This window comes from Kaistella yonginensis, assembly GCF_030409525.1.
Lineage (GTDB): Bacteria > Bacteroidota > Bacteroidia > Flavobacteriales > Weeksellaceae > Kaistella > Kaistella yonginensis.
In genome coordinates this window covers 60066-85477 of the sequence record NZ_JAUFQB010000058.1, presented here as the reverse complement: position 1 = coordinate 85477, position 25412 = coordinate 60066, and the positions used below count along the sequence as shown (strand labels likewise).

Here is a 25412-nt window from a genome sequence, read left to right as displayed (position 1 = left end):
GAAATCTAAATTGAACCATAATAATGAAGCTCCTCATGCGCTAACGTGCTAAATGTTTTGAACATTAAGTCTTCCGATATTTTGGTTTTTGTAGCCGAAGTTCAATATGCCAAGGTTTGAGATTTAATGGTATGGCAGATTTTATATTTTTAGATTGTAAATTTTTCTTATTACTTCAATTGAATTACACGCTTTTTCTCAATGAAATTATTAAGAGAAAAGCGTTTTTTGATGGGGTCGGTCAGTACTTGTTAGTGTTTTGTAATTTTCTTAAGAATCAGTGAGAAAACTTGGAATAATTGCCCTAATTATGATAGAATGGTTTTCGGAATGGAACAAGCTTTCTTTACAACCAAAGAATCTCAACTTGTTTCAAATTTCCAAAATGAATATTCCACACTGGTTTCACTTAAATACGAAGGTAACATTCCATGTTTTCCGTCTTTTGCGGCGTGTCTGTCCATTTTATTTCATCAAATTTTATGAAAATGAAGTATTTATATAGTTAATCACAGATTTTGCATTTAAATTTTGGTCTGACATGAAATACAGTTCTTCTTAAAATATTTACAGTGCGTTTTAAGACCTTTTGCGATGATTTTCTGCTGCTCATCTTTCTGGATAAAAAAAATAATGAAACCTTAAATTGGTAGAAAGCTAGGCTGTGAAAGTTGCCATTTGTACAGAATGTAGAATAAATCTGAACGAAATGGGTATAAGTGGAATTGATAACTCAAATGGTACTATTTGAAATTTAAGAGTTTTTTATTGCAGTTGTGCAAATTGATTCAGACGCTTTTGAACGGAATATATTCTGCACATTTCTTACGATTTGAATGATAAGATCGGATTTTTGGTTCTGGTGGAAAAAATAGCAGAATTGCCCCTCGCATTCTTAGACTCTTTCATTTTGAGGGAATATAACAGATAAACGTGGTGATGATAAGATTGGTAAAAATGTTTGAATTATCTAAAAAAGTAGTTGAATGCACTTGTAGTATCGTAATCTGATATTCTAGAAAACAACTTATTTGCTTTAAGAGAGGACTATATTTTATTCTAAGCAATCTTTTATGATTTAATGACATTAAATATAAACATTCTTCCAAAATAGTTTAAATATATAGGATTTTGTTAAGTTTTTAGTAGATTGCACTTTGCAAGTATAGAGGTTAAAAGCTAAATCTTTCGATAAATTTGGTGCCAAGATTTTCTCAAATAAATATTTTTCCGTAAATTTGCAGTCCGGTATTTCAGTTATATACTAGGACATGTGAATTTGCATCTTTGAATATTTTACTTTTTTTTGTAAAAAAGGTTTTCAATATTCAAAAAATGACTATATTTGCGCACCGAAAAAATGAATAATTAATTAAATAAATATTTAAATCATGGCAAAGGAAACGTTTAATCGTAACAAACCACACTTGAACATTGGTACCATCGGTCACGTAGACCATGGTAAAACTACGCTTACTGCAGCAATCAGTAAAGTATTATCTGACAAAGGATTTGGAACTGCAAGAGATTTCGGTTCTATTGATTCTGCACCAGAAGAAAAAGAAAGAGGTATTACCATCAATACATCACACATTGAATATGAAACTGCAAACAGACACTACGCTCACGTAGACTGTCCAGGTCACGCCGATTATGTAAAAAACATGGTTACAGGTGCTGCACAAATGGATGGAGCTATTTTAGTTGTAGCGGCTACAGACGGGCCAATGCCTCAAACAAGAGAGCACATCCTTCTATGTCGTCAGGTAAATGTACCTAACGTACTTGTTTTCATGAACAAAGTAGATATGGTTGATGATGCTGAATTGTTAGAATTAGTTGAAATGGAAGTAAGAGACCTTCTTTCTTCTTATGACTATGACGGAGATAACGCTCCAGTAATCCAAGGATCTGCCTTAGGTGGATTGAATGGAGATGCTAAATGGGTAGCGAAAATTGAAGAATTAATGGATGCTGTTGATTCTTGGATCGAGCTTCCTGTAAGAGATGTTGACAAGACTTTCTTGATGCCAATTGAAGATGTATTCTCTATTACTGGTAGAGGAACGGTTGCAACTGGTAGAATTGAAGCAGGTGTAATTAATACAGGTGATCCTGTAGACATCGTAGGTATGGGTGATGAGAAGTTAACTTCTACAATTACTGGTGTTGAGATGTTTAGAAGAATATTAGATAGAGGTGAAGCTGGTGATAACGTAGGTCTATTGTTAAGAGGTATTGAAAAAACCGATATCAAGAGAGGTATGGTAATCGCTAAGAAAGATTCAGTAAAACCACACAAAAAATTCAGAGCAGAGGTATATATCCTTTCTAAAGAAGAAGGTGGTCGTCATACTCCATTCCACAACAAATACCGTCCACAGTTCTATGTAAGAACAACTGACGTTACAGGTGAGATTTTCTTACCAGAAGGTGTAGAAATGGTAATGCCAGGTGATAACGTAACGATTACTGTAGAATTGTTACAGCCAATCGCTCTTAACGTAGGTCTTAGATTTGCTATCAGAGAAGGTGGTAGAACAGTTGGTGCTGGTCAGGTAACTGAAATCACTGATTAATTTCTAAAATATAATTAATGTTCCGTAGGGAAACTTACGGAACATTTTTAATCTACGGGCATCGTCCAATGGTAGGATACCGGTCTCCAAAACCGTTGATCAGGGTTCGAGTCCTTGTGCCCGTGCAAATTAATGATAATGAGTTTAGTAGATTTTATTAAAGGTTCTTATACCGAATTCAAAGACAAAGTAGAATGGCCGAAGTGGCCTGAGCTGCAATCATCAACCATAGTTGTAACTATTGGTACCGTGATATTGGCTTTATTTACTTTTGGTGTAGATACATTGTTCAGTAAATCTATTGCGAATATTATTTCGTTCTTTATCAATCTGTTCAATTAAAATTATTTTCCCAAAATGAGTGACTTGAAGTGGTATGTTCTGAAATCCATCAGTGGACAGGAAAATAAGGTGAAAGCCTATATTGAGAACGAAATGAAACATTATGGTTTCGAAGATTTCGTAACTCAAGTGGTCATTCCTATGGAAAAAGTAATCCAGATTAGAAATGGTAAAAAGGTTCCGAAGGAAAAGCCCTATTACCCAGGATATTTAATGGTAGAGGCTAATCTTGTAGGAGAAATCCCACACATCATTAAGAATATTCCAGGAGTGATTTCTTTTTTAAGTTCAACCAAAGGTGGTGATCCTGTGCCAATGCGTAAATCAGAAGTAAACAGAATGCTAGGTAGAATGGATGAGCTTTCTGAGTTTGCCCTCGAAACAGCAATTCCTTTCATTGTTGGCGAAAATGTAAAAGTTATTGATGGACCATTTAATGGGTTCAATGGTACGGTTGAAAAACTTCATGAAGACAAAAAGAAAATTGAAGTCTCAGTAATGATTTTCGGCAGAAAAACACCAATGGAGTTAAGCTTTATGCAAGTAGAAAAAGTTTAATCGATTTTTTAAATAATAAAAAGAACCAAATTTTTTGGTTCTTTTTTTGGTTTAAAAGTGAATGAGAATATATATTTTGATAGTTTATAGATTCTATTGTCAATCTCTTTTTTTGAGAGCTAGTTATTTCTTTTTAAATCGTTTTTTTTACAAGCAGCCAATAGGATGCCTAGAAACTACTTTAAAATTTTCAACAGTTATTGAATTTGAAATGATACCTAATCTATTTGCTGAAATACGAAACTCAAATCGCCCGCATAATAAGAAGCATCTACCGTAGCGGGAAAAGTTTGTGTACTCCCAGACCTCCATTGATATCCTGTGAATTTTATATTTCCTGCTGCAATAGGATAGGTTGCACTTGCTCCGCCCGCTTTTTCTTTGTAATAATAATCGTTACTATTCATCGAGATTAGATATTTTTTGTCTTTTACCAAAGCCAGTTCTGCGATAGATTTTGTTATAAGCGTATTTGCTGCAGAAACATTTACAACTTCAGTTCTCAAAACTGCTTTCGTATCAAAATCCCATATGGTTACTCTCAAGCTCGCATTTGTATCCGGTATTTGTACAGTAATTGCATTTATTTTGCCAGTAACATTTGGAGAAAAGACCAAACCAAATTCGTAATCTCCAACATTTACCATGTTTGTAGAAGTGGTAAATCCAGAATTTGTAAGGTAAGCAGAAAGGGGGTTTTCAACCGGATACACATTTGGTGGAGTAGGTTCATCATCATCCTTATTTCTGCAATTTAAGATCAATAAGGAAAGTACTAAGAAAAACATTATGGTAAAAAAGTTTTTCTTGTTCAAGGGCATTGTTCGATTTTTCATTTTAGAATTTATTTTTATTAATCATTTTTGATTATACAAATATCCAAACAGTTGCGGTTTAATTATCAAGGTTTTACACCCATTTTTCTACCGTGATTTCACTGTTTTTATAGAAATATCTTTAAAATTTAAGCAAACTGCAAGCTTCAATTGTATGGGGTAACCTAGAATAAACCCATTAATTAAGAAGACATTTACCCATTTTTTTTAATGAAGAAATAAAAATGATAGTGGGAAAATATTTTTTTTGTAGCTTAGTTTTTAAAATAAATGCTATGAAACTAAAAATTGCACTTCTGTTTTTGATCTGGAGTTACACCTTCGGTTTTGGACAAAACAAGACCTACGATTTGCTAGAAGCACACACCGAGACCAAAATACTTTATGACAGAGTTTATCCAGTATCCAAAGCCCATGACCTTAAAACACAGCAAGTTTCGTCTGCATATTTTAAGCAAGTGTACCATGAAATGCAACGTGCTGATTTTCTGCAACGTATGCCACAGCTAGAATTTCTGCGTCAGCAAGCTGATCAAGGGTTTAGCGAAAATCAAATTCCCTTGTCACTTTTAATTAATGACTTTGAAGTATTGCGTTCAGATGCTTTGAATAGAAATAAAATGCAGCTTAATTCCAAGAATCAATTGGAATTTAAAGATTTTTCAAAAGATGATTTGATTCGATATTCAATAAATTTATTAGCCCCAATCTTAGCAAAAACCAAAAGCAATACGCCTGAATTTATTTTAAAGTTTTCAGGGAAAAGCTGAATCGGTTGAATACTAAGCTTTTATAGAGATAATCAAAGAAGTCAGGTAACGATTTGGTAACGGTGCTTATTGCTTTGCTTTTCAATGTGTTTCCGCTAGCTCATAACAAATATAAATAATTTTAAGTGTTATTTCACAATATCTAAATTCTAATTGCTTTAACAACGTCAGTTTGTTTACGAACTGACGTTGCATAATTAATAGAAAGCACTGTTCTTATTTTTTTACTTTTATTTCAATTTAATCTTTTTCTCAGCAGGGTCGTATTCGTAGTTTACTATATTTTCATTTAAAATCAATTGAATTGTTTCTTCGATTACTTCAAAAGGAACTACAAACCATTCTCTCGGATTTAGTCTTTGTCCTTTTTCATTAAACAAGTCAATGTCTAAACAAGCTTTTGCAAAAAATCTATGCAAAAGACCTTCTAGTTTGTCAGCATTTCTATTATAAACTTTGTAAGTCGCAATTTTCTGTACGTCCGCAAATAAATAGGTCGCTTCATTCTTTGCATTTTTTATTCTCTCATCTACTGAATTTCTGGCAAAACCAACTTTATATAAGTCTTTAATGTTTGCTATTTGAGTGTTGCTTGATTTTGATTTCAGTACATAAATCCAACCTGATTGTACATCTTCTTCCTTTACAAGTCCTGTATTGACAAATAAGTCTTGTTCGATTTTCTCATAAGTATTGGTAATCAATTTTCCATTTTTTTGGATTTGCTTACCTAAGGAACGAAAAAGCATATTGCTGTAAGTTCCATTTTCAAAAATTGTTCTCGTACGTCCTTCTGTGCGAACTCTGTTTCCTGAACCTAATTCTTTTTCTTCTGTTTTCAAGTTCGCAGATTCCAAATACAAAAGAATGCCATCCATTAAATAAAAATCGCCTACGTGAAGATTTTTTTCAATGTTTTTAAACGGCTTTATCTTTCTTTTTCCTTCTTTAATTTCTTTATGTACTTTTAAAAACATTGCTTCATACTTCTCAAACTCTTTTTCTTTAATTGGCTTCCTTTGTGCAACAAAATCTGCATCAGCTCTCTCTTCTGGTTTTGGTGTGTGTTTGAATTTGAAAATGTCCAAATCCTTATCTGAATCTAATAAGCCAAGTTCATCATCTTCATTCAGAATATCATCAATGGTTGCTTTTTCCAATTCAACGTAACCCAATAAGTTATACCTGTCAAATGGCTTTAGAATCTTCTTTTGAGCTTCATTTTCTCTAAAGTTTTTCAATTTTGCCATCAAACCATATTCAGACATACTTGATTTATTTGGTTCTCTTTTGTTTTTATCAAAGAATGAGTTTATTTCCTCAAAGGAATCAATAAGTCTTTCTTCATCTGTTTTCACAGCCGAAGTTTTGGCTTTAGAATCTAACAAGCCAAAATCGTCATCATCAAAAATATCGTCTATAGTTAAATTTTTCTTAGCCATTTGCCAATGCTTTTTTACGTTTTAGTTCTCTCAAAAAAACTAGTGCTTCCGCCATTCTTTTTTCCTTATGGTCAAACGCTTGAATGTTTGGCTGTTCTCCGTTATTATTCTTGACCCATTCTTTGATTTTTGGCCATAACAAAATCGCTTCTTCTTCGGTCATTTCAAATTTAGTAGACTGAATATGCTCGTCAATCAATTTTAAAACTTGGGTAGTTACCGATTTTGATAAAATTTCAAAAGCTTTTTGAAAAGGATTTACTTGGTCTATCAAGTCTATATGAATATCATCAATGTTTACAAAACTACCTGCCATTCTTATAAACTTCTTGTCGCCTTGTTCTTCAATAGTACTATTTTTTATAACAGAATCCACAACTACGTGTTGTCTAACTGCTTCAATATCATCATCACTTAAGTCAGGATAAATTTCTCGGATGATTTTAGGAATCAGAACTGTATTGATAACCTCCGGTTCAACATTACCCGGCATTGCTTTAAGCATCTGAGGGTTTTGTAATAACTTTGCTTTTAAATCATTCAGGTCTGTCTCAATGATGTCTTTAGCTCTTTGTGAAGTGGGTAATTTAAAACCTCTAATTTTGATAGTTTTCTCATCATCTTCGTCTTCATCATCCTCATCTTTTTTTAGTTTGAACTTGAAGTTTGGGGCTAAAACTTGTTCCATAAGCAGAGATGCGGTAATGGCTTTTAACATATTGTTTACAGACAATTTTACATCATCATCTTGAGCATCAGGCTGAGCAATGAGGTTGGTAAATTGTGCGTGAGATTTGTTATTACTGTCTCTCGTAGCTCTACCGATAATCTGAATAATTTCTGTCAGCGAACCTCTATAACCTATTGTTAGAGCGTGTTGACAATAAGGCCAATCAAAGCCTTCTTTTGCCATTCCTAAAGCAATAATAATATCAATATCATCTACCGATTTTACTTCACGTAAATATCCACTTATTTTATCCCTTGATTTTGGATTATCTTGAACTAAGTCTGCAACTTTTAAAATCTTGCCTGTTTTGTGACTTTTTATGTGTATCACTCCCGTGATTTCGTCTTGATATTCTATTGTTCCCAAAACATCAATAATATGGTCAACTTCATCGTGTTTAAGCTTTGAAGATTCGGCAGAGTTTACACTCGGAATATGAATAATTGTTTTTTGATTCTCATCTAATATTTCTGCTAAAGCAGAAATTCCTGTTTCATGATTTTTTTTGAAATATTTACCTGTATAAAAATGATATCCAATCCCTAACGACTTTAAAAACTCATAACCGTTTAATTGTTGGTAATAAGTATAGGTTACTTTCGTAAATTTCGCTTCATCTTCTGGCATTAAAACTGGTATACTATCACCTCTAAAGTATGAACCTGTCATAGCAACTATATGGGCATTGGAATTTGCCATAATGCTTTTTAACACTTGTCCCAAGATATTGTCACCTTCTGCTGATACGTGATGAAATTCATCAATAGCAACCAAAGTATCATCCAACTTTTTTACGTCCAAACCATCAAATGCAAAACGCAAAGTGGCGTGTGTACACACTAAAATTTGTTCGTCAGATTCTAAAAAGTTTAAGAATGCCGTTACTTTGCTTTTCTCTTCGCCTGGCGTACATAGGTTGTATCTTGGATTGGGATTCCAATCGGCAAAAAAGCCGTATTTTTTTAGTTCTGTTGTGCCAAAAGATGCTCCAATGGATTTTTCAGGAACAGCAACAATTACTTTTTTAATGCCTTGATGTTGCAATTTATCCAATGCAATAAACATTAAAGCCCTCGATTTACCAGATGCTGGCGGTGCTTTAAGTAATAAGTATTGAGCAGTTCTCCCTTCGTATGCTTTTTCCTGCATTTCCCGCATGCCCAAAGGATTGGTACTTTTGCTTTTTCCTGTTTGGTCGTATGTTACGTGTACTATATTTGGCATTGGTTATTTCTTTTTCTTGTCTACTAATTTTCTCATTTCCTTATCAAAATCGGAAATATAATTTTGGTCTTGAATCACACGGAATTTATCATACTCACTTTCGGCTTTTAGCTTTGCTTCCAACATTGATATTTTGCCGTTGTCTTTCAAAATAGGATAATCTGCCAATTCCAAAAATTGGACTAAAAAGTTATCCCAATCCTTCATATTCATTACCTGTCTGTTCCTTGCTCGGTTTTCTGCTAAGTCTAAGTAAGAAGTAACTATTCTTTCTAACGCTTTTAAATGTTCTACGTTCAAATAATTTTTTGCAATAGTTACATCACTTTTTAAAATCTTTCCGTCAGGGGCTTGTTTCCAAGTTTTTAAGCCCATATAAATCTTGGTAGCATCTGCTTCTGTATAAATAATCTCGGCAGCCGTTTTCCCAGTTATTGCCCAATGTAGTTTGTTTTGAACCGAAGCAAAAAAGTGTTGGGTTATTTCCGATTTGTTGTCATAGTCAGCAGAAAGAGCGTAGATGTCTGTAATTTTTTGATATAAACGCCTTTCACTTAATCGAATCTCACGGATTCGCTCCAACATTTCTTCGAAATAATCTTCTCCAAAATGTTTGATTTGTTTCAATCGCTCATCATCCATAGCAAAACCTTTGATGATGTATTCGTGCAAAATTTCAGTCGCCCATTTTCTAAATTCAATGGCTCTTTGGGAGTTTACCCTGTAGCCAACCGCTGTTATGGCTCTTAAATTATAGTATTTGGTTTTATAGGTTTTGCCGTCTTCGGCAGTGTGTCGGAAATCCCGACATACTGAAGCTTCATCCAATTCGGCATCTTCAAATATTTTTTTGAGGTGTTCTGTAATGGTAGAACGTCCTTTCTCAAAGAGTTCAGCTATTGTTTTTTGAGTTAACCAAAGCGTTTTGTTTTGATAAAAAACATCTATATTTACTTTACCATTTTCAGTTTTGAAAATAACAAAGTTGTTTATAGGCTGTAAATCGTTATTTTGATTTTCTTTGCTCATTTCACTGTCTTCTTTTCCTAATGTCTTTAATGTAATCTTCTAAAACTTTCAAGTCGGCAAGGAATTCATCAGAGTCAGGCATTTCTTCAATCAAAGTTCCTGCCGTATCGTGTCCCGTAAAATAGGTAGAACATTTGCTCATATTGGCATCAACTAGTTTGTAATCATCGTCTGTTAAGTCGATAACTTTTGACAACCTTTGAGTTTGAATAGCTCTACTAAATCGTTGAATTGCACCATTTAAAAAGACTTCTTCTATAAACCGTTCCCAAGTTTCTCGAAGTTTACCATACAGAACTTTAGCTCGTTCTTTATATACTTCTTCAGTTTCTGTTCTTTCAATTTTCTCTAGTTGTTGATATGCACTTTTCAATAGTCCAATACGTTTACCAACAGGTAAAGCATCCCAAGGTGGGTTACTAGCTATCAGTCCCGTTTCCGTCTTTTTCCTTGTAAGACTCTTTATATCTAAAGCACAATTTAAACTCTCCGAGTGTTCTTGAATCATTAAAAGAAATGAAATATCGTGTGTAAATACTATTACTTGTCTTTCAAGAGCTTCTTCTGTAATTCTTTTCGATATTTTATTTCGCCATTTGTGGTCAAGTGAAGAAACAGGGTCATCAAAAATAATTGCACTTTTATGTTCTGAAATTGATAACTCAGACAAGAATGTAGCTAAAGAAATACACCTGTGTTCTCCCTCGCTTAAAATATCTTTTAAAGCAATATTATTTGAGTTGTTTTCATCAAGTCTTAAATAGTGATATTGTTTTCCTCTTTGTCCTTTTGTTTCAGTTTCTATTTTAATGTTTTTAAAACCTAGTTTGTTTAATTCTGTTTTGAAATTTTGTTTAAGATTCTGATTTATATAACGTGTTGTTAGTTCATTGCTTAATGTTGTGATTGTTCGGGTGTTACATTTGCCTACACATTGATTTAGCAAGCCAACTCTTTTTTGTCGATAAATTTCACGAGCTAATTTTGGTTTATGCTCGTAAATTTTCTTTTCACCATTTAATTGATTTAGCTCTTTTAATAAAGGCTTTAAATCTTCATCAATAGATTGAACTTTCAATTTTTCATTCACTTCAGATAAGGATTTATTTAATTCGTTAATTAAAGTCTTTGGGGTGCTGTCAACTTCAATTGCATTAATGTCTTCAATGGTTTTCATTGAATTAAATAATCCAACTATGTATTCTTTTTGCTCTGAAAGTACATTTAGATATTCGGCTTGTTTTTCCGAGTAATTTTCAATTAGCTCATTTAATTCAAGAGAAATAGGGTTTTGTTCTTCAAAATTAAACTCCAGTCTGTTCAAATTTTCAATTGCTGACTCATATTTTTCTTTAGCTTCGTCAAATGATTTTTGGATGTCATTTTTTACGAAATCTTCAAATTTAGTAAATCTTTCTCTGGCTTCATCCTCTAAATCTTGAAGGCAAAGTGGACAACTACTACCATCTGAGACATTGGGAAAACTTTCTGATTGAGTGCTTTCGTTGTAAAATTTCCTTGCACTTTCCCATAAAATTTTCCAAGCATTATTTCCAACACCTTGTATTGGTAAATCTGAAAATGCTGTGTTTGAAGATTCCCTTAATGCTTCTTTAGCTACACAAAAATTATTTAATATCTCCTTCAGATTATTTAAAGCTTGACCTATTAAGTTGTTTTCCAGATTTTGAAACTTATTTGCTAAAATTTCAAACCGTTTGATTTTCTCTTCGTTGGACTTTAAGCTTTTCTTAGGGTCAGTTGCTTTTAATTTATCTATTTCCTTTTCAACAGCTTCAATTCTTGCATTTTTTGTAGAATTCCATATTGATTCTGCTCGCAATTCATTTAAAGTTGAGTTTAAGTTTAGTTTTTCAAGAAATAATTTTGCGGTTGTTCCTTCTGGAACTTCTAATAGTTCATAGTCAAACTTTCGCATTGAGGGATTGGAAAGCTCTATGCTTAATTGTGTTTCAATATTTTTTACAGCTTCTGCCAATTTTTCCACAATAGATAGCCCTTGAGGTATAAAAGCTATTTCATCTTCTCCCTCGATATAATGATTTGCACTAAAGGTATCGAATACATCAATTTTTTTTAATGTGTTTTCACTTACTGTTCCATTGATAAGATTAACAGTTGTGAAATTTATTCCATCAGAGGTATATTCTATGTCTGCCTTTTTATCATTTCCTGCACAAGCAGGATCAAACAAATTGTCATTCATTCTAGGTTTTTGACCTCTTGTGTTACAAGAATGCTTTAAAATACTTACATAACTAGATTTTCCTGAACCATTATCTCCATAAACAATAGTTAGCCCATTTGGTGCAAACTCCAATTCACTAGATTTAGATAAAGCATTAATGTTATCAATGTTTTTGATTTTGGAAAGTATGATATTGCCATCATTTGCAGAGTTATCCGCAAAATCTCTCAAATCATCAAAGTCAACAGCATCAAATTCAAACTCAGAAAGTTTAAAATCAACCTTACAGATTTCCTTTAGTTCAGAAATATCGGTATTCGTTAGTTCATTATTTCGGATTAATCGGTCAATAGCTACTTGCCAAAATGAAGGCTTGTTTTCTACCCAATCTATTATGTCTTTCAGTATTGGCATTTCTACTTATTTAAATATCATTATTTCTTTTTTCTTGATTGCTTCTGCTTCGCAAAAAGCGTGTCTTTCTGCAACATTTCTTCATACTGTTTAAACAAGTATTCCAAACGCTCGGTGTCGTTTTTGAAAGGTTGCAAACGATAACATTGTTCTATAGCAGTATCTAATTCTTGATGTGCGTGTAGCAAACCTTTGGGCATTGTGGTTGGATTATACAATTGTGCCATTGTTTTACTTGGATGTTTAGCTCGCTCATCTAATATGGCAAAAACATAAAGATTTAAATTTTCCTTTTGCTTGTTTGTGATGTCTGGAAACGGAAAGGTGTTGTAGCAAAGAGTATTTGAATATTGCATATCCATTTTTAATCTTCCTGCAACAGCTTTTACCCAAACTATATGCATTCTTGAAGATATAACACCAAAAAGCCACGGCTGAACTTTATATATCACTCTTGTGGCGTTTGAAGGAACGTATGAATCATCAAAATAACCTATCGGAATATAGTTTCTTCTTTCAGAACCTGTTTGAGGAACCAAAATAAATTCTCCTTCTTGATGTTTATCTTCGTCAAAAAAGTGAGGCGTTTCTGCTTTCTTCTTTGTAGCTAGCTTTTTACTATTTAATCTAAAAATTTCTACCTTTTCAAATCGTTCAGCGAGCTCTTTAATTTTATATGCTTCTTTAACGTTATCTTCTGTTATGTGTATGCAATATCTGTTCGTTCCTTTTATAAACTCGGATGCTCCAATATATCTTTTTATAAATTTTGCAGTAATTGGGTTTTTCGATATTATTTTGTCTTTTTCCTCTTGGTCTAATAGTAAATTACCATTGTCTCCGGGAGAACTTCCTTTAATCATTGGGGATAATTTACTTAAAGTTTTATTTCTCGGTATAACATAAACATTCGAGGTATTTGCTAAATAAGGGCTTATATTTTTTACACTTTGCTTTAGATTTTGATTGTAAAGGAATTTGTCTGTGCCATCAATATTTCTAACCCCTATTATTACTACTGCAACTCCTGCGTTTCCTTTGGCGTTATTCGTCCATTTAAAAGATTGGTGTGCAAAGTCAATTTCTTGTCCTTTACTCAAAACTAATGGCCACAATAAAGCTACTTGTTCCCCTTGCGTTATAGAATTGGTGGTTACAAAAGCATATTTAGCTTTTGTATTCTGAATGTAATTGGTTCCCTTATAAAACCAACACGCTATGTAATCAAGTTTTTTATAGTTATTTACTCGTGAAAAGACGATTTTCATATCTTCCTTTTGGGTTTCGTCTTGTCGGCTATAACCCAAATAAGGCGGATTCCCAATCACATATACTTCATCTGTTGAAGAAATTGGGCATACCTCATTCCAATCTCTTCTTGTAGCATTACCTTGTTTTATTTGTCCTGCTTCTTTTAATGGTAATATAGGTTTCGATTTTCCGTAATCAAACAATCGTTCTTCAAACACTTTGTTCATTTGATGTTCTGCTAACCAAAGTGAGAGTATTGCCATTTCGTGGGCAAAATCGTCTATTTCAATGCCATAAAATTGCGAAAGCTGTATCTCAGTCCATTTTATAGTTGGACTTTGTCCTTCTAAATCTGTAATTTTTTCTAAAATCTTGATTTCTAAAAGGCGTATTTCCTTGTAGGTAATGATTAAGAAATTTCCACTACCACAAGCAGGGTCAAAGAATTTGATTTTTGAAATTCTTTTGATGAGTGTTCTTAAATGGTTTACTGTGGTTGCATTTTCATACGCTTCATAGAGTTCATCAAGAAAGAGAGGTTTAATCAGTTTTAGGATGTTTTCTACAGAAGTGTAATGCATTCCTAAATCGCTTCGGTATTCAGGAATTACTACCGCTTGTATCATTGACCCAAAAATATCAGGGTTAATGTCTTTCCATTGTAATTCACCTAACTCAAGAAGAGTTTTTCTTGCTTTTGCGGTAAACAGGGGCGAGTTTATTTTTTGATTAAACAATCCTCCATTTACATAAGGGAATTTGGTTAAAAAGTCGGGATAATCTTTTCCGCTTTCGCTATCTAAACGGGCAAACAAATCATCTAAAAATGTATGGGTATCTTTTCCGTTTTCCGCAGTATGCTGAGCTAGTGTATTGGTAAAAATACTATCTTGCTCAAATATCTCGGTATCTTCTGCAAAAAAACAAAACAACAAACGGGACAAGAAGATATTGAGGTTGTGAATACTTTCTTTTGAATTGTAGATACTCGGATTTTCATCAATCAACAAATCATACAAAGAAGCCATTTTGTACGATGCGTTTCTGTCTGCTTCATTATTGTTGGAAGCGTTATAAACTTCGCTACCTGCTAATGGCAAAAAGAAATCAAAGTAATTGGGTAATTCTTTTAATTGAATATCTAAGTTCTTGCCTAATTTCAGGTCTTTAGCAACTACTTGTTTATGGTCGGTAAGAATTGCAAATCTAGGTTGATGTTTTAAGATTCGCTCTTCTTTTGCAACCTCTTCAATACTACTCAGCAGTTTGTTAGATGCTTCAATTTTAAAGAATATTTTCTTTTTGTATAGTATTTCTCCATCAACTTTGGATAAATTGTAGTCTCCTTTTTTTAGTCGTGTTACAGATGTTTTAGAAATGCCGTATGCAACCAGCAAATCAAAGACAAATTCTTCTTTTGAGAAGTTGTCAATTAGGTTCTCAACGTTATGTTTTATTTCAGTTGATTTCATTAGTTATTTTGTTCAGGTTTGTTGGAAACTAGCAATTCTTTCACGTCTATGTCCAAAATATCCGCTATTTCCATTAAGGTTTCCAATCTCGGTTGTTGCCTGTTCTGAGCATAAGCGTTTACCATATTGTAGCTTTTCCCGAGTTTTTCAGCCAACCAAGTTTGCTTAATTCCCTTTTGTTCCAACACTTCCTTAATTCTGTTCATTGTAATTCGGTTTTGTACCTTTTTAAAAGGTCTCATTGAATTGCTTTGCGTATTTCAAACGTTAATTTGTCTGTCGCTAAATTAGTGAAATTATTTAATTGTATCTCAAAAAACTGTGTATATAATGTGGTTATTTTGTTTAGATGTAGCAGAAAAGGGCGAAACCTATCCTTGGCTCTATAATGACGCATTATGAACAAAAAACGGAACAAGTCGATTATCTTTTTTGACGAGGGTATTGCTTCTTTTTCTTCATCCGTTTATCAAACTGTTCTTCTTCGTAGTCCTCGCCCTGTACATCGGGTAACAAGCTGAACAATCCCAAATCAGAATTAGACGAATGCTCATTTGAAAGAAACTCAAAAAGGTCTTTTGTCGGTAGGTTGTCTATTTCATTTGCCTTGGAAACAGGGTTATCCTGTATCTTTAATTCGGGGTTGTTTCCGCTGTTCCACCATTCGTTAAATACGTTTGCTGACAAGCTTCTATCTAAAGCCGAACCGTTCCAAATGCTACGGCTCTCGTGGTCAATAAAAGTAATACCGTAAATCCGTCCGCTGTCGTTCCTGCGAACAATTGTATTGATACCTTGCTCGGTCAACTGCTTTCTAAAATCTGTTTCGTTGCTTGTAGTATGTATGGCAAGCTCCACCGTATTTTTCAGAACAGACCTTACAGGTGTGGTTTTCATTTTCTCTTTGGACTGCTCAAAGTGTTTTTGCAGTTGTGGAACGCCTGCATCTTTTCCGAAAAGCGATGCCTTGAACGGATTGCTTGCCTTGTTTCCGTTTTCGTCCAATGCCACATAAACTAATCCATTTACCGTCTGACCGTTCCGCTCGCCTTTGACTTCTTCCGCTGTGATGTTGAATAGCGACAGCAAAGCATTGTAACTACCCATAGTAGAAAAGTTATAATACTTTGGTAGATGCCGTACTGCCGAAGCAATTTGGCTTTTGATGTCGCCATTTTTATGATTTACAGGCTTGAAAACTTTATTGGCTTGTTTCTGCTCTTGTTCAGTTGCCTTTTTCATATTATATTTCTGTTCCAAATCCCGACAGATTGCCATTGAACGTGAGTGGTCGTAATCGTCGGGGATTTTCTTACCGTCAATCCTAACGCAGGTCGAAACGATGTGGATGTGTGTTCGGTCAATGTCCGTATGCTTGAAAACAATATAAGGCTGATTGCCATAGCCCATACGCTCCATATACTCTTGTGCCATTTCGGCAAACTGTTCATCGCTGACTTTATCCGCAGGATCTGGGTTCAGCGAAATATGCCGTACCGTCTTTTCTGTTTTGATATTTGCTGATAAATATGGATCAAAGCATTTATTAAAATAAGCTACAGAATACTTACCGTCAACTGTGTCGGGTATCTTGTTCAGCAACAGAACCGCTCCGTTTTCCTTATCTACTTTTTGTTGATTGTACAAAATCGCACCATACATATTGCTTCCCTTTCCGATTTTCGCAATCATATTTTATTCTTTTTTCAGATAATTTGCTTCAAATTCTTGTGTCAAACGGATAACTTGTTTAGTAACTTTTACCAATTCAATGGTTTCCTTTTCCAATTTAAAAAGGTATGTTCCTGCTTTTTTCTCTGAAAAATTACGGTACAATATCTTCACAATCTGATTGTAATTTGTTCCGATTGCTCGGAATTGGCTAAAAAATCGGGTCAACTTTTCGTGATATTCTATTGCATCCATATCAATTTTAACGGTCTTTACCGTCTTCTGAAAGATGCAGGCTGTAATAAAATGGGCGATTACTTTCATTTCTGATTGGTCAAAAAGTGCAAGAAACTTTGCATTATCTTCTGCATTTAGGTTAATGGAATACCGATTGACGGCAGGGTCATTCTTTGGTTTTCTTCCTGTTTTTCTAATCTGTTTTCTGTTTTTCTCTTCCATAATAATCCATTTTTAATTTTTAATAAACGTGCGACTTCGGAGCCGTTTCCAGCCCCCTGCAAGGGCAAGTGCTTTTGAGGTGCCGAAATTCATTTCGAGGACCTCAAGAGATAACTTGCTCTGAACAAGGGTTCAGAAAAATCCGTTTTGCAAACGGATTGGAGTTAGCAGGGAAAACCCATAGCTTCCATTACAAATTTCGGCAAGACTATTTGAATAACAGTTATTTATAACAATGACAATGAACGCCAAATGATGCCACTGAATACCACCTTAAGGCAGATTGGGACTGCTTTTATTTCCTTTGTATATGGCTAGCTAGCTGATTGGTTATATCCTTAATGAAGTAACTAAACAGCATAAATCCCGACAGCAAATCTGCAGACGAATTACAGATTTTTGAGTTAATGAACTACCCAATTAAGGGTATGCAGGTGCTTAGGTAGATAGGTAGATACAACAGTATATACAGTTGATTGCTTAGTTAACCAAACAGCTAATTGGATATAATATTAAAAATGAGAGACATGATACACGAAGAAAACAAAAATCAGCAACCCGAAAAGGAGGATTTCTCTATTGAAAATTTCCTAACTGATGAAAAGAAAGAACCTGAACAAGAGCAGAACACTTTACCGCATAGGGATGACCTTACTGCCATCGAAACAGGCGAAAAATCTGTAGAAACAGAAAATACAAAACCGATTGCAGGCAACACCAAAAGAACCGTTTCAAAACCAAAGAAGCTGACGAAAGAGGATTATTGCGTAGAGTTCTTTAAAATCCCTAAAAGGAATGCAAGCAAAGGCAAATCGGTCTATGTACGGCAGGAACACCACGAAACATTTAACAGACTAACCAATATTATGGGAATTGACAAGCTTACGATTTATGCGTATTTAGATAACATTATCGAATACCATTTTCAGGAGTTTGGGGAATTGATTAGCGAAATCTACAACGAGAAACACAAACCGCTGTTTTGATTATGGTGTTTTGTCAGGTGCGATGCGTTGCTCCCTCTTAAAATTATTTTCCAAAAGAAAAAAACAGAAAAAAAAGAAAGCCATTTTAACAAGGCGGACAGGGGAAAAACCAAAAGGAAACGGAATAAGTCCCGAAGGGTGGCAGGGCACACAACAAACTCGGAGAAGCCACCTTTTGCCCTGCCATTATGCCGTAGTCTTTTGGTTGGGTGGTGCGGTGGCTGTCCGCCTTATCTTTGCTACCTTTTTATTGTTTTTTAATCCATTCCAATCAAAAAAAGGGTACAAAAAACATGTAAAGGCTAAGGATAGGGTGTTTTTTGTATGCTTTCCTTTATCCGTACAAAACTCTTTAAATGTGTGAGGGCTTTGCAAGGAAAATTTAAAGTGTTTTGAGGATTACTTTCTATTCATATTGTGCCAATATAAGGCAAATACTGCCATATAATGCCAAAAGAAAACAATACATTCCATTGTGTTCTATATTGGGGGAAAATTTTGAACCTATGGCACAAAAAGTAATACCTGACAAAGAGCAGAAAAAGAAAGAACAAATCAGAAAAAAAGAACATAGTCCTTTGATACAGGTTGATAAACAGAGCGACCCGATTTCCAATTTCATCGCTAATTTAAAACGTCAGTTCAGGGAAGCCAAAGGCTTAATAGATTGGAACAGACTATTCGGGGGAAAACGTACTGAACAACAAAAGCAGACTTCCGAACCTGAAAGCATAATAGGTGCGACAAAAACGCTTATCCGTTCGGACTTCAAAAATGAAGAAAAAAATCAGGCTATACAGACCAATAAAAAGCCTGCTTTAAAAATGGACAATACAATCATAACGCAACAGTCTCGTCCTAAAAGTAAGAAACCAAAGTTAGGATTATAGCCTAGTATTTGGCAACTGTACGCCAAATACCGCCATCGGATGCAACATTAAAATGACCTATGTGAATAGCTTTTATTTTAGAGGTTTAAATGATGCAGATATGGAAATAACAGTTTTAGACATTCAGATATTGAAAGCATTGCATAGGGAAGTTAAGGAAGTTTCCAATTTGATAGCGGAAATGACTACACCCTACAAAGCACTGCAACAGGCAACGAAATGGCTCGACCAACAGGAAGCCTGCCAATTGCTCAACATCAGCAAAAGAACGTTGCAGACGTATAGGGCAAAAGGCATTCTTGGAGCAACGCAAATTAATCGGAAAACGTATTTCAGATTATCCGAAGTGGAGTTACTTATGCAGGGAGAGCGGCCATTAAAAAAGCAAAAGAAATGAAACAGATTGGAAATTCAAACGAAGATATGCTTGCCTTGCTCGAAGCTGTGGTAGGCATCAAAAACGAACTGCTGTATATCAGGGAATATTTCCACCCACTCTTAAAAGGGGAAATCTACCTTTCGGGCGAACAGGTTTGCGAGATGTTGCATATCAGCAAACGGACGTTGCAACAGTACAGAGATGACGGACTGATACCTTTTATCAAGCTCGAACGGAAAATTTTGTTTCGTGAAAGCGATATTATTAAGGTGTTGGAAGATAACTATCAGCGTTAGCTGATTGTGTGAAACTGTAACTGTATCGGTCAATTAAAGAAACAGCCCACTGCTTAAGCAGTGGGCTGTTTTATTTTTTTAGATATCTGTTAACCCTGTTTTATTAATTTCAAATAACCCACATTTTTTAATGGGTTGCTGTTTTTGAAAAGAAGTTCATTACAAATACGCCTGATACTATCAATATAATTCCAATAATAGCAGGTAAGTCTAAAGATTGCTTAAATACCACAACAGAGATAATTGCAGTTAATACTATCCCTAAACCACCCCAAATAGCATAAGCAATTCCTAAGGGAATATGTTTTAATGCTTGTGATAAAAAGAAAAAACAGACGATATACGCAATAATTGTAATGCTTGTTGGAATGATTTTAGTAAATCCGTTGGATGCTTTCATAAAACTTGAACCGATAACTTCAAGAATAATCGCAAGTGCTAAAAATAGATATTTCATTTTGTTTCTGATTTAGAACGCAAAATTACTTAACCATTTAATGCATTTTTTTGACTTACATCAAAATCGACTTCTTATTCTGCTTAAAGTTTCTTGAGTAATTCCAAGATAAGATGCAATATGTCCTAAATTAATTCTTTGCACTATTTCTGGGCTTTTGTGAATTAATGCCTTATATCTTTGTTCTGCGCTTTCGGTATGTAGTGCAATTATCCGTTCTTCTAAAATTTCACAAAGTTTTTCTGCAATTTTTCGCCCAATCAAATTTAATTCGGGGTATGTTTTGTACATATCGTTCAAGTCATCACTGGAGATAGAATAGATAATGCTGTCTTCCAAAAACTGGATATATTCAAAGGACGGTTGATTAAAATATAAAGGTAAAATAGAACCTATCAACTCATTTTCCATCCCAAACCAAGTATTCACTTCTTTATCTTCTTTTTTAAAAAATGCCCTAATCAATCCTTGTTCAATAACAAAAAGACTTGAATTGATTTGTCCTTGCTTTAAGAAGAAATCCCCTTTTCTTTTTTGAAAGAGTTTAACACGAATATTGAAATCGGATTCTATTTCAGATGATATATTCCCGTATGTTTTAAATTGAGTAATTAAAGGATTCATTTTTTAGCAGTTCTACTCGCTAAAGTACAAAAAAAAGCCAATTCAGTCTATAACATTGGCTTTCAATAATCACTTTGGTGGTTTCAGAGCTGTGAAATAAAAGACTGCTCCATACCCTTAAATTTGTGCGATACTTTTTGCATATCCTTTCCGACTTTCTCGTTAAGTATCTTGGCATAAATCTGTGTGGTAGCAATATTCTTATGTCCTAACATTTTGCTCAAACTTTCCAACGGAACGCCCTCGCTCAAAAACAACGTGGCAAACGTATGGCGTGCCAAATGAAAAGTTACTTTCTTTTCTTTCAGACAGTCAATCTGTTGGGATATTCCTTTTAATCTATCGTTACAGGAACTGTTAGACGGAACAGGAAAAACCCTGCCGTCCTTTGACAGCCCTGCATACTTTTCGATAATCATTTTGGGAATATCCAATAGCATTACATTAGACGATGTGGCTGTCTTTCTCCTGCGGACGATAATCCATTGATTGCCGTCAAAAAACTCCTGAATATTGCTGTTTTTAAGTCCTTTTATATCCGAATACGAAAGCCCTGTAAAGCAACTGAAAACAAACAGGTCTTTAACCAATTCGTCTTTCTTTTTTTCGCAGTTGAACGTTACAAGCTGTTCCAATTCGTTCCGTAGCAGATAGCCACGGTCTTTATCCTTTTTGGTATTCTTGTACTCGCTGAACGGATTAAAAGCAAGATGCTTTCTGCTCATTGCCAATCGGCAAAGCGTAGTAAATCCAATCATATACAGCCAAATGGTGTTGTGTGTTAAACTTTGGTCGTCACGCAGGTAGTAATCAAAGTCCTGCACAAAATCAGGTGTAAGGTCGTTAAAGGACACATCGGAATAGCCGTATTTTGTAAGTGCAAAATTTCGAAGATGTTTCAAAAGTATTTTGTATTTACTGCGTGTGCCATTTACCCGAAGTCCACTATTAACCTTTTTCTCATAGTCCAATAGGAACTGTTCATAGAATTTGAAAAAGGTCAGTTCTCCGCTTTCCATCCCAAGAACGGCATTTTTAAGTTTAGCACTGTTTACAGCCCCCTCATTCTTTAGAATTTTGGAATAGCATTCCTCAATACCCGAACGAATTTTGTCAAGTTTCTTGTTTGTGTCTTGTGCTTCTCGGCTTTTACCTAAAACCCTGCCGTACTTCAAATCCCAATTTGTTGCGGAAATATCCAGCTTTGTACTGAATGCAGACTGTTTGCCGTTTACGGTAATTCTGCACATAACCGTAACTTTTCCGTTTTTCTTTGGGGCGTTCTTTTTAAGGTAGAACAATACCTTAAATGTTGATTTTTTTGTCGTTTCCATACTCACAATTCTTAATGATAAAATTAAACCTATGTGAGCTACGGAACAATATGAAAAACTATGCAGAAAGCTGAAATACAGTATTTTAAATGATTGTTTATAATATGTAAAAGTAACGTTTTAGTAACCTTACTTTTGCCAAACCTCGCTTTTTACTGCTTTTTACCTCATTACCAAAAAATCATAAAACGGCTGTAAAGCCTTTATTTACAACCGTTTTGCCTGTTATTAATCTTTGATGTATTTTTACTGAAACTTTATTTTAAAAAAAGACCTCATTTTTAATACTACTTCACGAAAAATAGATTTTATTGAAATAGAAAATAATAAAAATTGGATCAGGATTGAGTTCGATAAACCTTTTCATATCGAGGCTCTTTCCAATGGTACACCAACAATACAATATAAAATTCATTTTGCAGATGGTGCAGTATTGTTGCAATCTTTCATTATTAATGTTGACTACCAGAATTATAGTACGCTGAATAAAGGCTCTGCTTTGACGCCTAACGTAGTCAATACTTTTACCTCTTCTCGCACTTACAAAGGCTATGGTGAGGCTTCTGCTTTCGCTGGCTTCGGCGAATTTGAAGTTTTTCTGGATACGGTCGATGGCGTTTTAGATAAACCGATCATTTTACTAGATGGTTTTGATCCTGGTGATGCTCGTAATACTTCTCAAATCTATCAATTATTAAATTACGGAAACGGACAAAACCTGGGTGATGTTGTTCGTGCGCAAGGATACGATTTGGTTGTTCTAAATTTTCCAAGATATACCCGAGCTGGTACCACTACAGTTATTGATGGCGGTACCGATTATATTCAAAGAAACGCAATGCTCTTGCTGGATTTAATTGAAGTGATTAATGCTCAAAAAGTTGGATCTGCAAAAAATGTAGTGATAGGACCAAGTATGGGCGGGCTGATCTCCCGGTATGCGTTGCGCTATATGGAACAAAATAGTTTAAATCCAGATACGAGACTTTATATTTCTTTTGATTCTCCCCATTTGGGAGCCAATGTTCCGATCGGTTTTCAACATCTATTTAATTATATGGGTTTTGGTCCACTCGGCGATGTGACCATGCAAGAGTTGGTCAATAGTATGCTGAAAACGCCCGCAGCTAAAGAAATGTTGCTTGATCATTTTGAAGGACATCTGAAAGCAGGGAGTGCAACTGAATTTGAAACAACAGCCGCCTCATTGCTGCCAATTGGAAGTCCTAACTTTAGAACCGCTTTCCAAACTGAATTGAATAGCATGGGTTTTCCCATAACCACCAGAAATGTCGCTATTATTAATGGTGCAGGCAATGGGAACACAACCGGGACACCAGGGATGAATATCATGGATCATACTTTTAATGCATCAAGTACGCAGCGTGCAATCATTAAATTAAATTATACACCTATTGCTAACCAAACTATAGAAGTCAGTCGTTTTAAGGGACAACAATGGATTTTATTTTGGTTTACAGGTTATGAAAGTGGTGCGAGCTCAAAATCGCCAGCAACATCGGCAGGGTTGGATACCGCACCAGGTGGTCGATTTGATATTAGTGCATTGGCAGCAAGTACCGGAGATAGTCCTTTGCTTAATGAGTTTTTGGCAAATTTAAAGATTGGTTATTTTAATTTTATTCCCGCAACGAGCGGCATGGCTTTGAGTACTGTTACTAATTATTATGCGAATATTCCCTCCAATATAACAACACCATTTGCAGCCTATTCCATCCCGACCGTCAATGAAAATCACGTCACCTTTAACCCCGAAAATGTACAATTTGCGTTAAACGAAATCTACGCCGATAGTGGAACGCTGGGCGTGCAACAAAACGCATTGCAACAGTTGGTTATTGAAAATCCAGTCAATCAATTGCTTAAAATTAGAACCAACTCGATTCTTAACGACGCCGAAATTTCTGTAACTGATTTTTCTGGAAAGACTGTTTTTATCAAAAATTTCAAAACGGTTTCGGGTAATTTGGATATTCCGATGCCTATTTCTAAAGGGATTTATCTATTGACCATCACTTCAGGAAAAGAAAAAATAACCAAAAAAATTATGGTTACCAATTAAACAATCCTTTCTTAGGAACGGGAGTCGCTTTTTTTTTAGAAGCGGGTTTTTTTTATAAATTTTAAATGATCATTAAAAATCAGTCGTTTACCGCTTGCGTATTAAAAAATTATTCTTAATTTTGCAATCCGAAATGTAGAGTAGTGAGATGAGACACTGCTGTACAAATTTATAAATGCTTCCACATTCATAAATTATTTAATTTTTTAAAAAATAAAAATGGCTAAAAAAGTCTTTAAAATGGTGAAGCTCCAAGTAAAAGGAGGAGCAGCTAATCCATCTCCACCAGTAGGTCCAGCTTTGGGTTCTGCCGGGGTGAACATTATGGAGTTTTGTAAGCAATTTAACGGAAGAACTCAAGACAAACCGGGACAAGTTTTACCTGTAGTAATTACAGTATTCGAAGACAAATCATTTGAATTCGTTATTAAAACTCCACCAGTGGCAATCCAGCTTTTAGATGCTTCTAAGCAGAAAAAAGGTTCAGGTGAGCCAAACAGACTCAAAGTAGGTTCTGTTTCTTGGGATCAAGTTAAGAAAATTGCTGAGGATAAAATGGTTGATCTTAATTGCTTTACCATCGATGGTGCCCTTACAATGGTTGCCGGAACTGCAAGATCTATGGGATTGAGAGTAACAGGAACTAAACCAACTAACGCTTAAAACTTATAGATATGGCAAAATTAACGAAAAAGCAAAAAGAAGCTTTAAGCAAAATAGAAAAAAACAAAATTTACTCCCTTGACGAAGCTTCGGCTTTGGTAAAAGAAGTGAACTTTGCAAAATTTGACGCTTCCGTAGATATCGCAGTTCGATTAGGTGTTGATCCTAGAAAAGCGAATCAAATGGTTAGAGGGGTCGTTTCTCTTCCACACGGAACGGGTAAAGATGTAAAAGTATTGGCCTTGGTTACGCCAGACAAAGAAGCAGAAGCTACTGCAGCGGGTGCTGATTATGTTGGTCTTGACGAGTACTTACAAAAAATAAAAGATGGTTGGACTGATGTTGACGTGATCGTTACCATGCCAGCTGTGATGGGTAAATTAGGTCCATTGGGTCGTATTTTAGGTCCAAGAGGTCTAATGCCTAACCCTAAATCAGGAACTGTAACGATGGATATCGGTAAAGCAGTATCTGAAGTAAAATCAGGTAAAATTGATTTTAAAGTAGATAAATATGGAATCATCCACGCAGGAATTGGTAAAGTATCTTTCGATGCTGCACAAATCAAAGAAAATGCTGCTGAATTAATTCAGACATTGGTAAAGTTGAAACCAACTGCGTCTAAGGGTATTTATGTGAAAAGCATTTACTTGTCTTCTACGATGAGCCCAGGTATTGCAATTGATACTAAATCTGTAAACTAAAATCTGAAAG

Annotated in this window: 23 protein-coding genes and 1 tRNA gene; 12 read left to right on the top strand and 12 right to left on the bottom strand. The window is 34.8% G+C overall.

The window, feature by feature from the left end; all coding sequences use genetic code 11:
• The first annotated feature begins 1391 nt into the window (after nucleotides 1-1391).
• The 4 genes from tuf to nusG all read left to right on the top strand — a co-directional run bounded on the left by tuf (nucleotide 1392) and on the right by nusG (nucleotide 3479).
• The gene (tuf, locus tag QWY78_RS12240) at nucleotides 1392-2579 is read left to right on the top strand and encodes an elongation factor Tu (RefSeq protein WP_290220229.1); all 1188 of its coding nucleotides are present in this window, start codon (nucleotides 1392-1394) and stop codon (nucleotides 2577-2579) included.
• A 54-nt stretch (nucleotides 2580-2633) separates the two neighbouring features.
• A tRNA-Trp gene (locus QWY78_RS12235) sits at nucleotides 2634-2704 on the top strand.
• Nucleotides 2705-2717: 13 nt separating this feature from the next.
• Nucleotides 2718-2921 carry a preprotein translocase subunit SecE gene (secE, locus tag QWY78_RS12230; protein WP_290220227.1) on the top strand — a complete coding sequence of 68 codons (204 nt, stop codon included), beginning with the start codon at nucleotides 2718-2720 and terminating at the stop codon, nucleotides 2919-2921.
• Between the two features lie 15 nt (nucleotides 2922-2936).
• Nucleotides 2937-3479, top strand: coding sequence for a transcription termination/antitermination protein NusG (gene nusG / locus QWY78_RS12225; RefSeq protein ID WP_290220225.1), 543 nt, complete (start codon nucleotides 2937-2939; stop codon nucleotides 3477-3479).
• A gap of 218 nt (nucleotides 3480-3697) precedes the next feature.
• Here nusG and QWY78_RS12220 read toward each other — a convergent pair whose 3' ends face one another.
• Nucleotides 3698-4315, bottom strand: a complete 618-nt coding sequence (locus QWY78_RS12220) for a hypothetical protein (protein WP_290220223.1) — start codon at nucleotides 4313-4315, stop codon at nucleotides 3698-3700.
• A 275-nt stretch (nucleotides 4316-4590) separates the two neighbouring features.
• On the opposite strand from QWY78_RS12220, the gene QWY78_RS12215 reads away from it, so the two are divergent.
• Nucleotides 4591-5085, top strand: a complete 495-nt coding sequence (locus QWY78_RS12215) for a hypothetical protein (RefSeq protein WP_290220221.1) — start codon at nucleotides 4591-4593, stop codon at nucleotides 5083-5085.
• A gap of 230 nt (nucleotides 5086-5315) precedes the next feature.
• Here QWY78_RS12215 and QWY78_RS12210 read toward each other — a convergent pair whose 3' ends face one another.
• The 8 genes from QWY78_RS12210 to mobA form a co-directional block, all read right to left on the bottom strand.
• On the bottom strand, nucleotides 5316-6527 hold the full coding sequence (locus tag QWY78_RS12210; protein ID WP_276284689.1) for a GIY-YIG nuclease family protein: 1212 nt from the start codon (nucleotides 6525-6527) through the stop codon (nucleotides 5316-5318).
• Nucleotides 6520-8481 (bottom strand): DEAD/DEAH box helicase, encoded by a 1962-nt coding sequence (locus QWY78_RS12205; RefSeq protein WP_070565619.1) that lies wholly within the window; start codon nucleotides 8479-8481, stop codon nucleotides 6520-6522. Before QWY78_RS12205 ends, QWY78_RS12210 begins: the two co-directional genes overlap by 8 nt.
• A gap of 3 nt (nucleotides 8482-8484) precedes the next feature.
• The gene (locus QWY78_RS12200) at nucleotides 8485-9510 is read right to left on the bottom strand and encodes a virulence RhuM family protein (protein ID WP_276284687.1); all 1026 of its coding nucleotides are present in this window, start codon (nucleotides 9508-9510) and stop codon (nucleotides 8485-8487) included.
• Nucleotide 9511: 1 nt separating this feature from the next.
• Complete coding sequence (locus QWY78_RS12195; RefSeq protein ID WP_290220212.1) at nucleotides 9512-12133, bottom strand: AAA family ATPase; 2622 nt, start codon at nucleotides 12131-12133, stop codon at nucleotides 9512-9514.
• A gap of 20 nt (nucleotides 12134-12153) precedes the next feature.
• A complete protein-coding gene (locus QWY78_RS12190) occupies nucleotides 12154-14856 on the bottom strand; it encodes a DNA methyltransferase (protein WP_276284685.1) in 2703 nt (900 codons plus the stop codon).
• On the bottom strand, nucleotides 14856-15062 hold the full coding sequence (locus QWY78_RS12185) for a helix-turn-helix domain-containing protein (RefSeq protein ID WP_059333863.1): 207 nt from the start codon (nucleotides 15060-15062) through the stop codon (nucleotides 14856-14858). Before QWY78_RS12185 ends, QWY78_RS12190 begins: the two co-directional genes overlap by 1 nt.
• 217 nt (nucleotides 15063-15279) lie before the next feature.
• Nucleotides 15280-16548 carry a conjugal transfer protein MobB gene (gene mobB / locus QWY78_RS12180; RefSeq protein ID WP_290220200.1) on the bottom strand — a complete coding sequence of 423 codons (1269 nt, stop codon included), beginning with the start codon at nucleotides 16546-16548 and terminating at the stop codon, nucleotides 15280-15282.
• A 3-nt stretch (nucleotides 16549-16551) separates the two neighbouring features.
• Nucleotides 16552-16986 carry a conjugal transfer protein MobA gene (mobA, locus tag QWY78_RS12175; protein ID WP_290220198.1) on the bottom strand — a complete coding sequence of 145 codons (435 nt, stop codon included), beginning with the start codon at nucleotides 16984-16986 and terminating at the stop codon, nucleotides 16552-16554.
• A gap of 527 nt (nucleotides 16987-17513) precedes the next feature.
• Here mobA and QWY78_RS12170 point away from each other — a divergent pair.
• From QWY78_RS12170 to QWY78_RS12155, 4 genes are all read left to right on the top strand, one after another.
• Nucleotides 17514-17972 carry a DUF3408 domain-containing protein gene (locus QWY78_RS12170; RefSeq protein WP_113664112.1) on the top strand — a complete coding sequence of 153 codons (459 nt, stop codon included), beginning with the start codon at nucleotides 17514-17516 and terminating at the stop codon, nucleotides 17970-17972.
• A gap of 506 nt (nucleotides 17973-18478) precedes the next feature.
• Nucleotides 18479-18862: a hypothetical protein gene (locus QWY78_RS12165; RefSeq protein ID WP_078677548.1), complete on the top strand. Its 384-nt coding sequence runs from the start codon at nucleotides 18479-18481 to the stop codon at nucleotides 18860-18862.
• Nucleotides 18863-18914: 52 nt separating this feature from the next.
• Entirely contained in the window at nucleotides 18915-19259 is a 345-nt protein-coding gene (locus QWY78_RS12160) for a helix-turn-helix domain-containing protein (RefSeq protein WP_246163252.1), read from the top strand.
• Nucleotides 19256-19537, top strand: a complete 282-nt coding sequence (locus QWY78_RS12155) for a helix-turn-helix domain-containing protein (protein WP_034979496.1) — start codon at nucleotides 19256-19258, stop codon at nucleotides 19535-19537. The genes QWY78_RS12160 and QWY78_RS12155 overlap by 4 nt, the downstream gene beginning before the upstream one ends.
• Nucleotides 19538-19664: 127 nt before the next feature.
• On the opposite strand, the gene QWY78_RS12150 is transcribed toward QWY78_RS12155, so the two are convergent.
• The 3 genes from QWY78_RS12150 to QWY78_RS12140 all read right to left on the bottom strand — a co-directional run bounded on the left by QWY78_RS12150 (nucleotide 19665) and on the right by QWY78_RS12140 (nucleotide 21952).
• Nucleotides 19665-19994, bottom strand: a complete 330-nt coding sequence (locus QWY78_RS12150; RefSeq protein ID WP_113664068.1) for a DMT family transporter — start codon at nucleotides 19992-19994, stop codon at nucleotides 19665-19667.
• Nucleotides 19995-20054: 60 nt separating this feature from the next.
• Entirely contained in the window at nucleotides 20055-20618 is a 564-nt protein-coding gene (locus QWY78_RS12145) for a Crp/Fnr family transcriptional regulator (protein WP_113664067.1), read from the bottom strand.
• Nucleotides 20619-20701: 83 nt separating this feature from the next.
• A complete protein-coding gene (locus QWY78_RS12140; protein WP_078677551.1) occupies nucleotides 20702-21952 on the bottom strand; it encodes a site-specific integrase in 1251 nt (416 codons plus the stop codon).
• 433 nt (nucleotides 21953-22385) lie between these two features.
• Here QWY78_RS12140 and QWY78_RS12135 point away from each other — a divergent pair, with 433 nt between their 5' ends.
• The 3 genes from QWY78_RS12135 to rplA all read left to right on the top strand — a co-directional run bounded on the left by QWY78_RS12135 (nucleotide 22386) and on the right by rplA (nucleotide 25402).
• The gene (locus QWY78_RS12135; protein WP_290220176.1) at nucleotides 22386-24035 is read left to right on the top strand and encodes a T9SS type A sorting domain-containing protein; all 1650 of its coding nucleotides are present in this window, start codon (nucleotides 22386-22388) and stop codon (nucleotides 24033-24035) included.
• A gap of 219 nt (nucleotides 24036-24254) precedes the next feature.
• Complete coding sequence (gene rplK / locus QWY78_RS12130) at nucleotides 24255-24698, top strand: 50S ribosomal protein L11 (RefSeq protein ID WP_290220174.1); 444 nt, start codon at nucleotides 24255-24257, stop codon at nucleotides 24696-24698.
• Nucleotides 24699-24709: 11 nt separating this feature from the next.
• Nucleotides 24710-25402 (top strand): 50S ribosomal protein L1, encoded by a 693-nt coding sequence (gene rplA, locus QWY78_RS12125; RefSeq protein ID WP_290220173.1) that lies wholly within the window; start codon nucleotides 24710-24712, stop codon nucleotides 25400-25402.
• The last annotated feature ends 10 nt before the right edge of the window (nucleotides 25403-25412 follow it).

What these genes read in the sequence shown, in the direction of transcription:
- QWY78_RS12215 (WP_290220221.1), top strand. Translation starts at nt 4,591, where the DNA reads ATGAAACTAAAAATTGCACTTCTGTTTTTGATCTGGAGTTACACCTTC.
- QWY78_RS12150 (WP_113664068.1), bottom strand. Translation starts at nt 19,994, where the DNA reads ATGAAATATCTATTTTTAGCACTTGCGATTATTCTTGAAGTTATCGGT.
- QWY78_RS12140 (WP_078677551.1), bottom strand. Translation starts at nt 21,952, where the DNA reads ATGGAAACGACAAAAAAATCAACATTTAAGGTATTGTTCTACCTTAAA.
- QWY78_RS12155 (WP_034979496.1), top strand. Translation starts at nt 19,256, where the DNA reads ATGAAACAGATTGGAAATTCAAACGAAGATATGCTTGCCTTGCTCGAA.
- QWY78_RS12165 (WP_078677548.1), top strand. Translation starts at nt 18,479, where the DNA reads ATGGCACAAAAAGTAATACCTGACAAAGAGCAGAAAAAGAAAGAACAA.
- QWY78_RS12205 (WP_070565619.1), bottom strand. Translation starts at nt 8,481, where the DNA reads ATGCCAAATATAGTACACGTAACATACGACCAAACAGGAAAAAGCAAA.
- nusG (WP_290220225.1), top strand. Translation starts at nt 2,937, where the DNA reads ATGAGTGACTTGAAGTGGTATGTTCTGAAATCCATCAGTGGACAGGAA.
- rplK (WP_290220174.1), top strand. Translation starts at nt 24,255, where the DNA reads ATGGCTAAAAAAGTCTTTAAAATGGTGAAGCTCCAAGTAAAAGGAGGA.
- QWY78_RS12185 (WP_059333863.1), bottom strand. Translation starts at nt 15,062, where the DNA reads ATGAACAGAATTAAGGAAGTGTTGGAACAAAAGGGAATTAAGCAAACT.
- mobA (WP_290220198.1), bottom strand. Translation starts at nt 16,986, where the DNA reads ATGGAAGAGAAAAACAGAAAACAGATTAGAAAAACAGGAAGAAAACCA.
- QWY78_RS12200 (WP_276284687.1), bottom strand. Translation starts at nt 9,510, where the DNA reads ATGAGCAAAGAAAATCAAAATAACGATTTACAGCCTATAAACAACTTT.
- QWY78_RS12145 (WP_113664067.1), bottom strand. Translation starts at nt 20,618, where the DNA reads ATGAATCCTTTAATTACTCAATTTAAAACATACGGGAATATATCATCT.
- QWY78_RS12160 (WP_246163252.1), top strand. Translation starts at nt 18,915, where the DNA reads ATGACCTATGTGAATAGCTTTTATTTTAGAGGTTTAAATGATGCAGAT.
- rplA (WP_290220173.1), top strand. Translation starts at nt 24,710, where the DNA reads ATGGCAAAATTAACGAAAAAGCAAAAAGAAGCTTTAAGCAAAATAGAA.
- mobB (WP_290220200.1), bottom strand. Translation starts at nt 16,548, where the DNA reads ATGATTGCGAAAATCGGAAAGGGAAGCAATATGTATGGTGCGATTTTG.
- QWY78_RS12190 (WP_276284685.1), bottom strand. Translation starts at nt 14,856, where the DNA reads ATGAAATCAACTGAAATAAAACATAACGTTGAGAACCTAATTGACAAC.
- QWY78_RS12170 (WP_113664112.1), top strand. Translation starts at nt 17,514, where the DNA reads ATGATACACGAAGAAAACAAAAATCAGCAACCCGAAAAGGAGGATTTC.
- QWY78_RS12195 (WP_290220212.1), bottom strand. Translation starts at nt 12,133, where the DNA reads ATGCCAATACTGAAAGACATAATAGATTGGGTAGAAAACAAGCCTTCA.
- QWY78_RS12220 (WP_290220223.1), bottom strand. Translation starts at nt 4,315, where the DNA reads ATGAAAAATCGAACAATGCCCTTGAACAAGAAAAACTTTTTTACCATA.
- secE (WP_290220227.1), top strand. Translation starts at nt 2,718, where the DNA reads ATGAGTTTAGTAGATTTTATTAAAGGTTCTTATACCGAATTCAAAGAC.
- tuf (WP_290220229.1), top strand. Translation starts at nt 1,392, where the DNA reads ATGGCAAAGGAAACGTTTAATCGTAACAAACCACACTTGAACATTGGT.
- QWY78_RS12210 (WP_276284689.1), bottom strand. Translation starts at nt 6,527, where the DNA reads ATGGCTAAGAAAAATTTAACTATAGACGATATTTTTGATGATGACGAT.